This is a genomic window from Actinomycetota bacterium (assembly GCA_041658625.1).
Lineage (GTDB): Bacteria > Actinomycetota > JAHEXW01 > JAHEXW01 > JAHEXW01 > JBAZZW01.
This window is the reverse complement of the sequence record JBAZZW010000001.1, coordinates 788,998-802,708: the sequence shown is the minus strand read 5'-3', so window position 1 is coordinate 802,708 and position 13,711 is coordinate 788,998. Positions and strand designations below refer to the sequence as shown.

Annotated in this window: 14 protein-coding genes and 1 pseudogene; 2 read left to right on the top strand and 13 right to left on the bottom strand. The window is 44.8% G+C overall.

Annotation, left to right across the window (positions count from 1 at the left end; translation table 11 throughout):
* Positions 1–78 precede the first annotated feature (78 nt).
* A complete protein-coding gene (locus WC891_04080) occupies positions 79–948 on the top strand; it encodes a transposase (GenBank protein MFA5867129.1) in 870 nt (289 codons plus the stop codon).
* A 444-nt stretch (positions 949–1,392) separates the two neighbouring features.
* Here WC891_04080 and WC891_04075 read toward each other — a convergent pair whose 3' ends face one another.
* From WC891_04075 to WC891_04030, 10 genes and pseudogenes are all read right to left on the bottom strand, one after another.
* Positions 1,393–2,778, bottom strand: a complete 1,386-nt coding sequence (locus WC891_04075; GenBank protein ID MFA5867128.1) for a Fe-S oxidoreductase — start codon at positions 2,776–2,778, stop codon at positions 1,393–1,395.
* Positions 2,726–3,136 (bottom strand): hypothetical protein, encoded by a 411-nt coding sequence (locus WC891_04070; protein MFA5867127.1) that lies wholly within the window; start codon positions 3,134–3,136, stop codon positions 2,726–2,728. The genes WC891_04075 and WC891_04070 overlap by 53 nt, the downstream gene beginning before the upstream one ends.
* A gap of 4 nt (positions 3,137–3,140) precedes the next feature.
* Positions 3,141–5,138 (bottom strand): AAA family ATPase, encoded by a 1,998-nt coding sequence (locus WC891_04065; protein MFA5867126.1) that lies wholly within the window; start codon positions 5,136–5,138, stop codon positions 3,141–3,143.
* Positions 5,128–5,325, bottom strand: coding sequence for a hypothetical protein (locus tag WC891_04060; GenBank protein ID MFA5867125.1), 198 nt, complete (start codon positions 5,323–5,325; stop codon positions 5,128–5,130). The genes WC891_04065 and WC891_04060 overlap by 11 nt, the downstream gene beginning before the upstream one ends.
* A gap of 9 nt (positions 5,326–5,334) precedes the next feature.
* Positions 5,335–7,446, bottom strand: coding sequence for a DEAD/DEAH box helicase family protein (locus WC891_04055; protein MFA5867124.1), 2,112 nt, complete (start codon positions 7,444–7,446; stop codon positions 5,335–5,337).
* A gap of 299 nt (positions 7,447–7,745) precedes the next feature.
* Positions 7,746–7,886 carry a hypothetical protein gene (locus tag WC891_04050; protein ID MFA5867123.1) on the bottom strand — a complete coding sequence of 47 codons (141 nt, stop codon included), beginning with the start codon at positions 7,884–7,886 and terminating at the stop codon, positions 7,746–7,748.
* Between the two features lie 294 nt (positions 7,887–8,180).
* Entirely contained in the window at positions 8,181–8,462 is a 282-nt protein-coding gene (locus WC891_04045) for a hypothetical protein (GenBank protein MFA5867122.1), read from the bottom strand.
* 164 nt (positions 8,463–8,626) lie between these two features.
* Positions 8,627–8,836: a DUF5678 domain-containing protein gene (locus tag WC891_04040; GenBank protein MFA5867121.1), complete on the bottom strand. Its 210-nt coding sequence runs from the start codon at positions 8,834–8,836 to the stop codon at positions 8,627–8,629.
* Between the two features lie 433 nt (positions 8,837–9,269).
* Positions 9,270–9,416 (bottom strand): annotated as a pseudogene (locus WC891_04035) (ORF6N domain-containing protein).
* 626 nt (positions 9,417–10,042) lie between these two features.
* The gene (locus WC891_04030) at positions 10,043–10,573 is read right to left on the bottom strand and encodes an ORF6N domain-containing protein (GenBank protein MFA5867120.1); all 531 of its coding nucleotides are present in this window, start codon (positions 10,571–10,573) and stop codon (positions 10,043–10,045) included.
* A 329-nt stretch (positions 10,574–10,902) separates the two neighbouring features.
* Here WC891_04030 and WC891_04025 point away from each other — a divergent pair, with 329 nt between their 5' ends.
* Entirely contained in the window at positions 10,903–12,048 is a 1,146-nt protein-coding gene (locus WC891_04025) for a Fic family protein (GenBank protein MFA5867119.1), read from the top strand.
* Between the two features lie 302 nt (positions 12,049–12,350).
* Here WC891_04025 and WC891_04020 read toward each other — a convergent pair whose 3' ends face one another.
* The 3 genes from WC891_04020 to WC891_04010 form a co-directional block, all read right to left on the bottom strand.
* Complete coding sequence (locus tag WC891_04020; GenBank protein ID MFA5867118.1) at positions 12,351–12,659, bottom strand: RNA-binding protein; 309 nt, start codon at positions 12,657–12,659, stop codon at positions 12,351–12,353.
* A 159-nt stretch (positions 12,660–12,818) separates the two neighbouring features.
* Positions 12,819–13,322, bottom strand: coding sequence for a type II toxin-antitoxin system VapC family toxin (locus tag WC891_04015; GenBank protein ID MFA5867117.1), 504 nt, complete (start codon positions 13,320–13,322; stop codon positions 12,819–12,821).
* Positions 13,319–13,564 carry an AbrB/MazE/SpoVT family DNA-binding domain-containing protein gene (locus WC891_04010; protein MFA5867116.1) on the bottom strand — a complete coding sequence of 82 codons (246 nt, stop codon included), beginning with the start codon at positions 13,562–13,564 and terminating at the stop codon, positions 13,319–13,321. The genes WC891_04015 and WC891_04010 overlap by 4 nt, the downstream gene beginning before the upstream one ends.
* Between the last annotated feature and the right edge of the window lie 147 nt (positions 13,565–13,711).

The window sequence follows — 13,711 nt, the reverse complement described above, 5'->3', positions numbered from 1 at the left end:
TTGTAAGGTTAATTATTGACTCCGTCCGTTATAAGTCAAGTCTTTTTCTTTCATCCATAATTTGATAGCGTGTTCGTCATGGCACGACCTCTACGCATCGAGTACCCCGGCGCCGTCTACCACGTTATGAGCCGCGGCGACGGCCGGAAGTCTATCGTCAGAACAAATAAGGACCGTGAGGCTTTTCTGGTAATTCTGGAAGAAGCCGCAAAACGCTTTAACGTTCTCATCCACGGCTACTGCCTAATGACAAACCATTACCACCTTCTCGTTGAGACTCCTGACGGCAACCTCGCTGAGGTCATGCATTACATCAACGGGGTCTATACAACTCGTTATAACGCCCGAAACAAAACAGTCGGTCATGTCTATCAGGGTCGATACAAGGCTATCCTCGTCGAACGCGACGAGTATCTCTTGTGTCTTTGCCGATATATCGTTTTGAATCCGATCCGGGCGGGCCTCGTCGAGCATCCGGCCGATTACAGATGGAGTAGCTACCGCGCGATTGCCGGCCTGTCAGATAACGATGGCGGTTTTCTCGCGACTGATTGGGTCCTCTCCCAGTTCGCGGGCAAGAAGAGGCTGGCCAAAAAGCGGTACCAGGAATTCGTCTTGACCCCTGAGGCCGGCTCCGACAAGCCGTTCGAGAATATCCGCGGTGGCTGTGTCTTAGGGAGCGACACCTTCATCGATAAGCTCTCAAACGTCTTTTGGGAAGCAGACGAGATAAAAGAACTCGCTCGATCACACAGATACGCTGACCGGCCCCCACTTTCGGCCTTGCTCCCGGCCGGATTGTCAATATCAGATAGAAACCTAAAGGCACATAGCGCAATCTACGATTTCGGATACAAGCAGCGAGAAGTCGCAAACCATCTAGGTCTTCACCGCGCCTATTTAAGCCGAGTGATCTCAGAAACAGAAAAATATCTCAATGAAGGGTAATTGCAAGGTTGCCGTGCCTGTTCAGATTCATAAGTTGGTAGTGCATCAACTTCACCAACTTAAAAGGTTACATAGCACGACCTGACCCCTTTGACTTTGAATAGGCGTGGATCAGGATGTTGAATCGACTCGCGCCTTCTCTTAAGACTTCAGTGAACCGTTCTCGGTCCTCTTTTGATCGGACAATTGCTTTTCTTTCGTTACCGCGGCTCATTACGTGATAGACAGCCCCGGGGTATTCGATGCGCAGTGCTCTTACCATGTCGCCAGACTAGCAGAATCAAATGACTAAAAACAGACTTGACTTTTAGAAGACGAGACCTAGAAACCAGGTTTTAAGAGAATGTTAAAAGTAAAGACTTGACCCCGTTATTGCTTCGTCGGTTAGGCCGTATAGCTCATAAACGAGCTGGTTGTTTTGTATACATACTCTAAACATATGATTTACGCCCTGACCTTTTCACTAACAGCAAGTGAGATTTGGTCAGATTGAATCGAGTCATCAACGGGGTACCTAATTTTATCTGGAACCCAAAAATCGTATCCGCGAGATTCCATAAAGTCCTTTTTTTCGTCTAGCGTAGGCAATAGCTTCATCTGACGACGAACACTCTGACCTTGAGTTTTGTGCTCAAACGCTCTTGAATACAGGTCAAACCCATAACGGACGCAGATGTTTTGTTCGCGTATATTGCGCCGATACTGTTTAACTAACGCGTCCGTCCAACCAGCTGATTCGTGAATGTAATAGTCCTTGTTCGTTTGGCCCTTGGTGCTCCCTTTATAGTGGTCATACATCTGATCTAGGGGTCGATAGCGACAGTCGGCAATTTGAACCTTCCATTCGAAACTTTTAATTCGCTTTTGTTCCATTTCTTCGAACACCGTGTCCCAGTTATATATTACGAAAACATATATCTGGTTCGACTTATAACCAGCATCGAGTAGTATGTCAATTTGTTTTTTTATACTCTCGTGCTGTTTATAACCCCAGTCCCAGGCAATACGGGGATTTTGAAATCCGGCCTTCTTCAGCATTCTTGCCAGATGTGGTTTCTCTTTCAAGATTCTTCCATCGAAGCCAGACTGGCTTTCGCACCATAGAATTCGATGAGTCCTTTTTAATTCCGCAAGCTCTTTGAGAATATCTTCAATATGGGGATTAGCAAGAAGGTTGTTGTCGTAGAAAACCAGTTTTCTGATTCCGGGAAAGATCTCATCAACTATTGATTTCTTTGGCTTGTATTCTGGCTCAATCTTCCAAGTCCCACAAAACTCGCAGTTTCTTATGCAACCCCTAGAAGCGTGTAAAATCTGGTAATCAATTGGGCTGCCATTTTTGTATTCCAGCAAGTCATAAGCGGGCTCATGACTCTCGGCTGCTCCCATCACACCTTGAAATACTTCATCACAACCGGTGTATTGTTTTACCTCTTCAATTGGCCTTAGTGACGCATAGATACCTCCAACAGTAATCTTTGCGTTCGGAAATAGGTCTTTATAGAACTCGACGGTTTCTTTCACATAGGGAGACCAATAAGTAAAAAGAGACGTAATCCAAATCTCATCAGGTTTAAACGCCACAAGACGACTTGTCTCAAAAAAACCAATAGGGACGCCCCTGTAAAGTTGCGCTTCGTTGCCTAGAGTTCTTTGATAAGAAGCAATCTTAAGTAAGCCAACCGGAAGAAAGTTCTTATGATTCTTGCTTTTCGCAGGAATCGGAAAAGATGGCTCTACGAGCAGAATTCTTATTGTTTTTCGGGTAAAATGCGATCTAGCCGAGGATATTAAATATCTCCTTCTCGAATTGCTTTTCAAAACTACCAAAACCAACTTCTTTTAATTTTTCAATCAATGTCTTAATTCCTGCATGTGCATATTCTTCCGCGATGGAAACAACTTCTACGTCGTCGGCAATTATGTCAATATTTTTACTGTCACTTGCAGCTACTGCAAATATTAACGCATAGTCCTCCGCATTAAGGTCTTTCGTAAGTACGAAACCTTCCTTAGACTTTATGGGCAATCTCATCCCGCTTTTATAACCGATAGACATAGCGAGAAGAAACTGATCTTTTCGTCCTCGGGTTTTCCCCAGCAATACCGGCTCTTTGTCAAGCTGCTCGTAGAGTCGGCGGTCAGTTTTATCTATATTGAGCCTATCTGGGCTTGTAATCATTGTCATTGTCCTATGCCTCCTTAACGCGTGTTTCGGTTTCTTCCTCATTTAGATCTAACCTATATTTGCCTCCAACATACCTATCGAGAACACCAGAGATCTCTGAAGACCACTCTGTGGGGCTCAAGATTAGAACGACTTGCTTTGCTTGAGAAATCTTAGCAAAAGCTTCCGCAAAGTTTTCCCGGTTTTCGTCGTCAACTCTTGCTACCGGCGTATCAATAATGAGTGGTGAGTCAAATCCTGCAAGCGTATGGAGAGCAATCGTAAAAGAAAGAACGAGAAGTTGTCTTTCGGCTGCACTCATGTGTGGAAACCATTCTTGTCCTGAAACATGGATTACACTCAGCGAGTAGTCTTCTTTTATCTTTATTCGTTTATAGGTCTTTTTCTTCCACATAAGTTTCGAGAACGCTTTGTTGGTTTCTTCTTCTACGTATTCCCTTGTCTTGGATAAAATACTTTCTCTTGCATCACTAGCTTTAGCAAAAGCAGTTTCGCATACGCAGATACGACCTTTTAGTTCTTCTATGTCCTTCCGTTTCTCCATTTCATCGTCTCGTCTTCTTTTTATGTCTGGTATTCCTTTTCGAATTTCGTCTCGCCTTGTTTTCCATGTGCCCAGTGCTATCAAGTTTGTCATATAGACATCCTCTAGGATCAGGATTTGTTCTTGGTGTTCTCTGATGGAATCTTTATTATGGCCTAATAGTGTATGGTCAATTTCTTCGATTCTTGTCTGTGCTTTTTGGATCTGTTTATCGCAGTCCTGAATCTTTTCAATTGCACTAGCGATATTAATTTTTAGAGCACGCTCTTTTTCTAATACCCTGTGAAGCGGATTTTCTAATTCGCTTAGTCGCCTTGCAGCAAAGGAAGATGTCGAAATTTGCTTCATTGTCTCCTTAATGTGATTTTCTGTTTCTTTAGATATTGCTACCCCACATAAAACACATTTACCATCTTTTAGCGATTGTTCAAGATTTCTATTTTCAATCGGCGGTGGCAACTCGTGGTTCTGTATTTTCTTGTTGATTATATCTAATAGGCTAGTAAGCGCTGCTTTTGAATTTGCTGTTTTCCCTAACTCAAATAGACTGTTTAGATATTCAATATGGTTTTTCTCACGCCTCTTATTTGTTAATTGCACTTTATCCTTCAACTCATCCCGCTCAGTATTAAGTTTCATAGCATCAGGACAACCTTCAATTTCGCCCTTGTGTTCTTCGATTTGAGTTTTTGCGCTGTCAATTTGAACCTGCGCTTCATTAAGCATATTTGATGCTTCATTTTCTCTTTCTATAGCTTGATTAAGCTGTTTTTCTATCTCCTCAAGCTCAGGGCTATACCTTCCAGCTTCACGGTTGTATTCTGTTAATATTGTTCCAAGGCGATCTTTTATTGTTTCTAAAACTTCGATTCTTGATAGGCTAAGAATGGCGCTTCTAATATTTTTCTGAACGGCTACTTTAAAATACGAACTTAGCCGTTCCCCATCAAAAATAAAAAACCCACGAATATTCTTTGGGATAAATGTATCAATAAAAAACTCTACGTCTTCATCTTCGCTAAAATAGTCAGTCTCGCCGTTCTTCTTTATATGCTGGACTTCTAGGTCCATATAGGTTGAAACGTATCTATATAGCTCACCCATTTCAATTTTTGCCATCGCTGTTTCTTTAAAGACTTTATACCTTGCCGTCCGATTAAAAACTATTTTCCCTCCTTCACCAGAATCGATATAAAGCTCAACAGATACACTGTGCTCAGATCCATCTGGGCTCTGCAGTACACTGTCCATTGTTACTGGAGGCATACTTACTGACTCATCATTCAAATGAGGCTCTTCTTTATAAAGACACCAGTTGATGGCATTAAGAATATTAGATTTTCCAGTGCCATTTCGTCCAATAAACACAGTAAGATCGCACTCTGAAGTGCTCCTAAAGTGCAATATTTCATCTCTGTATTGACGATAATTCTTCATTATTAGTTTTTCAATTCTCATTGGCTTTTTCCAATCGATCCCTGGTGCTCCTAATTAATTTCTCATATGAGGCTTTCCACTGCGCCGTTCTCGGACGGTCAGCTTCTTCTGCAAGCAATTTGATCAGCAGGAATCCAATCTCTGGCTCGTCTTTGCATTGCTTCTGCAATTCATTAATTATCTTTTCGTACATACCTTCATTATCCACGAACGCCCCCTACTTATACTGTTCATATATCTTTGAAATTGCCGCAATTGCCTCGCCGTTGTTTAGTGCGGTCCTCGCAATTTCAATATACCTTTTCAGCTCTCTCCTAATCATCTTTTCTTCAATATCTTTCATTTCTTTTGGTACTTGCCCTTTCTTGGGCAAAGCAATAATGTCATAAATAGATGCGCTTTCTTTTCCCGAGCACCTTCTTAGTACTCTTCCTATTCTTTGAATGTATTCTCTTGGGTTACCTGAGCTTGATAGAAAGATTGCAGTTCTTGCTTCGGCAATATCAACTCCCTCATCTAAGCATTTCATAGCAACCAAGACCTGAAATTTACCTTTCGAGAAGTTTTCCAAAAGATAGCTTCTTTCTGATTTGCCACCATACTTTTTCTCTTTCTTTGTGCCTTTCTCCATCGTGAATCTTTGCGCACGAATCGATGAGGCGCCAAGCATCTGCATTACCTCTTGAATCTGTTGGGGACTTACATAAATAAGGGTGCCTGTAAGATCTGGATTGATATTTCTGATTATTTCATCGAGCGCTTGGAGTTTGTTAACCGCGTTTTTTATTATATTGGCTCTTTTGAAGAGCAATCTTTCAATTGAGGTTACTTGCTCGTCCCCTGAATCTGATTTAATGCCCTGAAGTCGAGCAATCGTTTTTGACAGCTCTAGGTATTCGCTAGTCTCTTGGTCTGTTAGATATATGAAAGAAGGGAAATATCTATATGGGGTAAGATATGTTCTTTCGGTTTCTGGATTTATCTGTGTAACAGCATCGCCCAAGCTAAAGGAAAAGACTTCGCCGCCAAAGTAATCATAAATCTCACTTGTGCCAGTATCGTCGAACCAGCGCTTAGGTGTTGCGCTTAAGCCGAGCCTTTTCTTATAATACTCGTCGATTCCCTTTTTAAACTTTGGAGCCCCTAGATTATGGACTTCATCTGCAATTAGGAAGACTGATTCTCCACTAGCCTCTTGAACCATTTTGTGGAATCGGCTTGATGAGAAAGTACTGTATGTTGTCACAATCAAGATATTTCTATATCGCGTTTGGTTGAAGTCGACAAGCCTATCAGCTACATCATCTTTCCATTTTGGATTTGTGCTATCTGCAATAATTACAGGTCCGTCAATCGCGACCAATTCATCTACCTGGTCAATCCATTGGACGATTAGTTGATTCGATGGACATACAACAATGAATAAATTCTGTGTCTTGTCTTTTCGGATCAAGCTATCCATGCAAGCTAAGGCGGCCCGTGTCTTTCCTGTTCCAGTAGCCATTTCAAATATTCCAATATTCTTGTTATTTTGCCAACTAAGCACTGCATCTTTCTGATAATCACGAAGTTTTATTGGCGGTTTTTCCTCATCTTTTTGTAAATCTATATGTTCTTCTTCTTGGAGTGATTTGTATAGGACTTCAAGGTCTTTGGCGTTTGAACTAGATGGCGCCAAAGAAACAATCTTGTTCCTTAAGGCAATTGGAGCATCAACAATTTGACTTCGCTTTGCTGTGTTGTTCCAGTACTTATTAAACTCATCAATGTCTGCATGAAGTCTTGATGAATCCTCTGGTTTCCAACTTACAAACGATTTAAAAAACTCATCATTCCCTTTCCAGCCCATGGCACTCTCATTTATTGAGCCGCTAAAAGTTACTATATTGTCTTGCCGGTCGTTGAAAACACCTATTTTTGGATGAAAAATGCCATCGGCGCGGGGTACAGCGACTTTTATTTCGAGTCTATTATTTGCGAGAAGCCACCCAAGTGCCTTTATATGTTCATACACTAGTAAGTCTTTAAGATTATTTAGGTCATCAATAATTACTTGTGCAAATATTTGTTCTGGCGTCTCCGTAGCCGATCGTATTGCATCCATATCCTGCTGATTTAGCTCTGCAGAGATCACCATCTGCATTGACCCGCCACTCTTAAGAAGCCCGAGAATTCCTTTTGCCGCAATAGCTAGACTTGTCGAGGAATAGTAGCCGGCCAATCTTCTATATAGAACTGATTCTTGAAGCGCGGGAATATAAAACTCATTGAGAATATCATCTGAATCAGACGAGTATGAAGGCTTAAACTCAATATCTCGAAGACTCATGCAACTCCAATATTCTTAAACTAACAAGCTTTAGCCAACTTGTCTTCTTTGTCTAAATTGATCAAACATATATTTGATCAAACCAAGACACGCGCCGTATTAATGCAAATACTAACAAGAAAAGTTCATTCTGTCTTTATTGCGTCGCCGAATTACTTCTATTAAAGGCGTCAAGTCTTGCCTTTCAACCTACTGGTTCTTGTTTCCGATCCACCAAACACGAATCATTTGATGTTCTTGTTTCTGCTCCACCACGCAAGATTCTTCCTGGATTCATGTTTGATCTTCAGGGCACGATTTTAGCTGGAGTGAAAGCTCCGTCTGAGTTCCCTCGCAGCATCTGCGGGGTCACTCGGGATGACGATTCTCTGGCTGCCTTCGCCCCAGGGTGACGTTTCTCTGTCTGCCTCTTGTTTCTGTTCATCCGTGTAATTTGGCATATCCCCTCCGCCCACATAATCATGGAAAAGAGGAATATATTACCACGGACTATAAGTAGCATCCGCTTGCGCCAGTCGTTAAACAAGGGAGAATGTTTCGGGGGTTAGGGAGAAAGAACTTAGTGGATGGGGAGAAGAATCAGAGATTCAGGGGAGAATGATCTGGAGACAGGGAGACAAGTCGGGGGTCGGGGAGAAGAAGATTGGCAACTAGGGAGAAATGATTAACGGCAGGGTGAAAGAACAAGAACCATGGAGAAGCGGATTGGAGGTCGAGGGAGGAAAAATATATGTTTATGGATATAAATCTAGATACTTCCCGCGCTCGTGGATTTCGATATGCGAGAAAGCCTTAAAGAAATCCAAACGGCCTAGGACCTGCATCGACTTCATCCCCGGTTCATGAAATCTTGGACTCATACCAAAGCGATGTTCCGATCCGTCATCAGACACAGAACCAATGAAGTCTTCTCCCTGAAAAGTCATCATCCTGAACTGGCCACCGAATCCCTCACCGCGTTCTACTGAGGCTTGGTTTCGCCGCAAACCCAATGCTTCGGCGATTTCAAAACTCATAATTGATTGGTCCGCGCCTGAATCCAACAGACAGTCGACAGTGATGATCTTGGAGGGCCGGCGGGAAAGGCGTAAAGACAGAGTAATCGTCGGAACAAGCGTCGGTCCGAAGAGCGGACGATAAGACTGTCTGATGAACGGCTTGTCCTGTGGCTGAACGGGCATTAGTAGAACGAGTAGCGGCGCGTTTCTTCGGGAACTTGCCTGACTATAGGTTTCTTGACACCCTTGGCGCGCGCGGTCTTGAGCACGTCTTGCAGAGAGTCGGCGACGGCCACAATCTTTAATCCGTCTCTCGCGACCCATTTACCGCGGAATTCTTTGAGAATCTTTCTATCAAGCTTTCTGAGTTCTGCAACTTCGCTCTTAGTCATTTGCTATGTCCTTAATCGTCATTCTATCTAGTCTTCCAATTATCATTCTATGCCTCAATTGGCCAGGCCGCAAACTTTCTCCCTTCTTTCTTCTTTCTCCCCATCTTCAAACATTCTCCCTTTTCTCCCCGCCTTTTTCATTCTCCCCTACGTTATTCATTAATCACCAAATCCAATCGGTGGCCTGGATGGTTCCGGCGGAGTCATTAGTTCGCGGATTGCCGCGAATATCACTTGGATCTTTTCGTCGTGGTCTGATCCACCATACACGATTCTTCCTGGATAGTGGGTGGCGTGTCAGTTCCCTCGCAGCATTTGTGGGGTCGCTCGGGATGACGCTTCTCTGCCTGCTTCTGGTTTTGGTTTCTGCTTCGGTTGCGACACCCTGCTCTGTAAACGCGTATGGGTTTGATCATCTCGTTGTAGCAAGATTTAAAGTCACAATTTGTGATCTTAAATCTTTAATCTCCTGCTCAGTAAGCTGGAACATGAAATCATTCGGGAACCTTTCTATGTTGCGCCTGACCGCCTGCATAAGGACTTTTGTGTCAACGCCTGCGCGCCTCCTTAGGATGACGATTTTCGTCTGAGTTCTCTGGCTGCCTAGGGTTTGGTTTCTGTTTCTGCTAGCGGCATGTGAGTTTATACGTGGTCGCATTTTGCGACCACCTTTTCTTCTCGCAGTTCACAGTCTTTGAGGTGCCAAATTGGTACCTCAATCATGACTTTCTCTGCTGTTCACAGTTTTAAGGTCACAAATTGTGACCTTAAAACTGTGACCTTGTCTTATGAGAATTCGAGCATTTTATTCGGCGAGTCTCTTAATAGGGGTGGGTGGGGACAATCATATATCCTCGTAATGTCATTATTGTTTAACAACAATTACGTTACGATGTCATTGCCTATATTTGTCAAGCTCAAGTACTACGTTTTTCAACGGTAATGAACGTGACCGGGGTCGCCAATCAATTGGGTGGGTGGGGACAATCAATCTGAGGGGATTTTGTTCCTGTTTTTGTTTCTGTTCTTGGTTCTTGATCCACCACGCACGTGAATTAGTTGGTAAAGAAAGTAGCGTGTCAGTTCCCTGCCTACCGGCAGGCAGGCCCGCGGGGGAGAGGGAACTTCTCCACTCGCTACGCTCGCTCGAAGAATATTTGTAGAAGGAATTCATAGGAGGGAAATATGGGGGCGGGATTGTCCGCGCTATTGCGCGTTTTCGCCAAATCCAATCGGACGTCTGGGCGTCTCCGGAGGAGTCATAAGCTCTCGGATTGCAGCAAATATCACATGGATTTTCTCATCGTGGTCTGAGTACTTATGCTCCAGATCATCAATCTTGCTGAGAAGCTCAGCGTTTTGTTCAAGCACTCTTCGCATTTGAACAAAAGCGCGCATTATCGCAATATTTACAGCAACGGCACGTGGGCTGTTCAATATGCCAGAAAGCATCGCTATGCCTTGCTCAGTGAATGCATATGGGTTCGCTCGCCGAGCCCCTCCCCAACTTGAAGTCACAAATTGTGACTTCAAGATTGAATATTCTTCATCATTCAGTTGAAACATAAAATCGGGTGGGAATCGGTCAATATTTCTTTTGACCGCTTGCATTAAGACTTTAGTTTCGACGCCGTAGAGTTCTGCTAAATCCATGCTCAACATAACACGTTGGTCGCGGATAAAATGAACCATACCCGCAATGCTCTTTAGTTCGACTGATGTGATTTCTTTATTCATTAAAGCGTCCCGTATTCTCCAATGTTTCTATTATGCCACAACACTACCAAACACATGTTCGTATGTCAATGGGAAGAGTTGGCAAGCGGCACCCTCGCTTCTCGACTAGTCGCTGAAGCTCCTCGCTCGAAGAATAATTGGCGAGATTCCAAGGGAGGGAAATTATTGGGGCGGGGTTGCCCGCACTATTGTAGGATCTACACGACTTGCGAGTCTGTTGTCTTACTATAGTCAACCAACGTTGACTATATCTCTTAACGTTGCTATCATAGTCAATATAAGTTGACCATGTCATTAAAGGGCCGCGTCTTAGTCACTAGCGCTTGACTATGGAGGATAATATGAACGGGCGGAGCGGAAGACTCATTCAACAACCAGCCGGGTACAAGGCGTTCATTCCCGCACCCTTGCCCCCGGATCCATCACTTCATTTAGATGACGAATCACTTGTCCTGTTATCTAATGCTGATATGGCGCTCGCCAGATTAGACGGTATCTCCTACGTCTTACCGAATCCGGACTTATTCATCTTGATGTATGAGAAAAAAGAAGCGGTCTTGAGTTCGCAAATCGAGGGTACTCAATCAAGTCTAGCCGATGTTCTTGATTATGAGGCCGGGGCTAGGGCAAGCAGAAAGAACTCGGACACCAAAGAAGTAATGAACTATCTGGCAGCGCTGGGGCATGGAATAAAGCGATTAGAAAAGCTGCCCCTATCCTCGCGTTTGTTACGTGAGATTCATAAGATACTTATGACCGGAGTCAGGGGGCAAAATAAAATCCCCGGCGAATTTAGGAAAACGCAGAACTGGATCGGGTCGGTCGGAGCCAGCTTACGGGAAGCAGCATACGTGCCGCCGCCGGCTACGGATATTGTCCAAATGATGGGCGATCTGGAGAAGTTCATCCACGCGGACATTGCCCTGCCTATACTGGTTAAATGCGCGCTCATCCACTACCAATTTGAGGCTATCCATCCGTTCCTGGACGGAAACGGCCGCGTGGGCAGGCTGTTGGTCACCTTTTTTCTGTGTTGGAGCGGAGTCTTAAGCGAGCCAATGCTATATCTAAGCGCTTTTCTTAACGATAACCAGCAGGAGTACTATGACCGGCTTACGGCTGTCCGTGTACGAGATGACTATGAGCAGTGGGTGGCATTCTTCTTACGAGGGGTCGCGGAGACAGCCGGGCAAGCCGCCGATACAGCGAAACGTGTCATTCAACTGCAAAAGACTGACCGTGAAAAAATTAGGGCTGCGGGCATCGAAAGCGTTTACGCGTTTGAGATATTGGACAACTTGTTGGCGAGGCCGATAATTACCGTGCCGGACGTAGTAGATAAACTTCATATCAGCAAGCAGGCGGCGACCAAAATCATCGATAAGCTGGAAAAGATCGGTATCGTGCGGGAGACGACAGGTGCCCGCCGAAATAGACGTTATTCATATGATGCGCTTTTAGAATTGTTTGGTTAGTACCCAGCTAATTGGGTGGGAACAATCAATCCGAGGGGTTCTTTTTCCTTCTTTGTCGGGGGAGATCACTACGTGAAAGGGAAGAAAGACCGGCGGCTAGGGAAGAGCGCTAACGCGCAGGGGAGGGGGACTTCTCCACGCCCTCTCGACAAGCTCGAGATTGGTCGAAGAATATTGGGGCGGGTTTGTCCGCACTATGTAGAATACGCGAGCAGTATGCTCGTCTCTTTAGAAAATAGAAACAGCCCCGGGGGAGTGAATCTCGCCTCGGGGCTGTTTGTGTTCTACAAAATCAGCAGATGCTAGAAGCGTTTGCTGCTGTAATTGCCGCTTCCGTAGCTGCCGCCGCCGGATGTGCGCTCTTCGCGAGGCTTAGCCTCGTTCACGTTGAGCTTACGACCGTCGAGCTCTTTCTCGTTCATCGCCGTGATAGCCGTTGTCGCCGCTTCTTCGCTGCCCATTTCAATGAACGCGAAGCCCTTGCTGCGGCCGGTCTGACGATCCATAACCACGTCCGCTGACGCGACTACGCCACTGGTTGCGAACAGCTCTTTGAGCTGATCGGATGTGGTGTCGTAGGATAGATTTCCTACATAGAGTCTGGTTCCCATATTCTCTCCTCCCCTCACAATCATTGCCTTCGGTTGAAGGCGGAGGCTCGTCAAAGGAACCAGGGGTTTAAAGGACGAAGGAAAATCCTAGAAGTGGTAACCAATAGCTCAATCAAAAAACCTACTGCTTAAGTATAACACTGATTCATGGAAATAAGGTCAGATGGCGGTTTTGTCTGCTGGGATTTTGTTTTTGGCGAGGAGAGCGGATGGCGTAAAGACCGGAACCTCCTGGGTCGCCAGCAGGTGTTTGTCTGTAGTGACCAGTGCCTCGCAGCCGGTTATCGACGCGGTTGCCAGATATAAGCCGTCATTATAAGAGAACGCATTCTTCTTTGAATAGTGTTCCACGCGAAAATCGGCCGCCAGCGCCGCGATAGCGAAATCGACGTCTATAAACCTGAAATACGTCCCCAGTACCTGCGGCAGGAGTTCCTCCACCTCGTCTGCGCGGGAAAGAACCTCGGCCGGCATCGTCGCGTTAACATAACGCGAAATAAGCCACTTAGTCTCTGAAATCATGATTGTCGGTGAACAGCCCTTGGTTTGTCCTTTTATAATCCTGTCGATGAGCTTTCGTGAAGCTGCCTTTTCCGCTGCCGCTACGCGGCTGTTTTCAGGAACAAGTACATGGCCAAGTATGCAGGCGTCGAGACAAATCATCTGTATTCGTCGTCCACCTCAAACTCGTAATGGATCGCCATTACATCCGCACCCTTTTTAAGATCCCGTCCCAGATACTTGATCATCTCTTCCGGTGTTCCTTTCACGGATTTTACGACTATTTCGTCACCCCGTTTTGTGAAGATCAACTTGTCTCCTGTCTTAACTTTTAAGTCTTCCCATAGTTTCTTGGGGACTGTTATCTGGCGTTTTGATGATATTGTCGCCACCGCTGTAAACATCAGCCTTACCTCCTTGTGATATACCTTACCTTATTATACATCGTAAGGCTAGTTACCGCAAACAAGACTGCCCTAAGAATTCGAGCGCCAGCTTCCGCGAGTTTAGACTGAGCGAAGTCGAAGGGCTCAGTCGAAGAATATTTAAGA

Bases quoted from the DNA above. Each gene is read 5' to 3' on its own strand.
- WC891_04080 (MFA5867129.1), top strand. From the start codon at position 79: ATGGCACGACCTCTACGCATCGAGTACCCCGGCGCCGTCTACCACGTT.
- WC891_04070 (MFA5867127.1), bottom strand. From the start codon at position 3,136: ATGACAATGATTACAAGCCCAGATAGGCTCAATATAGATAAAACTGAC.
- WC891_04065 (MFA5867126.1), bottom strand. From the start codon at position 5,138: ATGAGAATTGAAAAACTAATAATGAAGAATTATCGTCAATACAGAGAT.
- WC891_04055 (MFA5867124.1), bottom strand. From the start codon at position 7,446: ATGAGTCTTCGAGATATTGAGTTTAAGCCTTCATACTCGTCTGATTCA.
- WC891_04050 (MFA5867123.1), bottom strand. From the start codon at position 7,886: ATGCCAAATTACACGGATGAACAGAAACAAGAGGCAGACAGAGAAACG.
- WC891_04045 (MFA5867122.1), bottom strand. From the start codon at position 8,462: ATGAGTTTTGAAATCGCCGAAGCATTGGGTTTGCGGCGAAACCAAGCC.
- WC891_04040 (MFA5867121.1), bottom strand. From the start codon at position 8,836: ATGACTAAGAGCGAAGTTGCAGAACTCAGAAAGCTTGATAGAAAGATT.
- WC891_04030 (MFA5867120.1), bottom strand. From the start codon at position 10,573: ATGAATAAAGAAATCACATCAGTCGAACTAAAGAGCATTGCGGGTATG.
- WC891_04025 (MFA5867119.1), top strand. From the start codon at position 10,903: ATGGAGGATAATATGAACGGGCGGAGCGGAAGACTCATTCAACAACCA.
- WC891_04020 (MFA5867118.1), bottom strand. From the start codon at position 12,659: ATGGGAACCAGACTCTATGTAGGAAATCTATCCTACGACACCACATCC.
- WC891_04015 (MFA5867117.1), bottom strand. From the start codon at position 13,322: ATGATTTGTCTCGACGCCTGCATACTTGGCCATGTACTTGTTCCTGAA.
- WC891_04010 (MFA5867116.1), bottom strand. From the start codon at position 13,564: ATGTTTACAGCGGTGGCGACAATATCATCAAAACGCCAGATAACAGTC.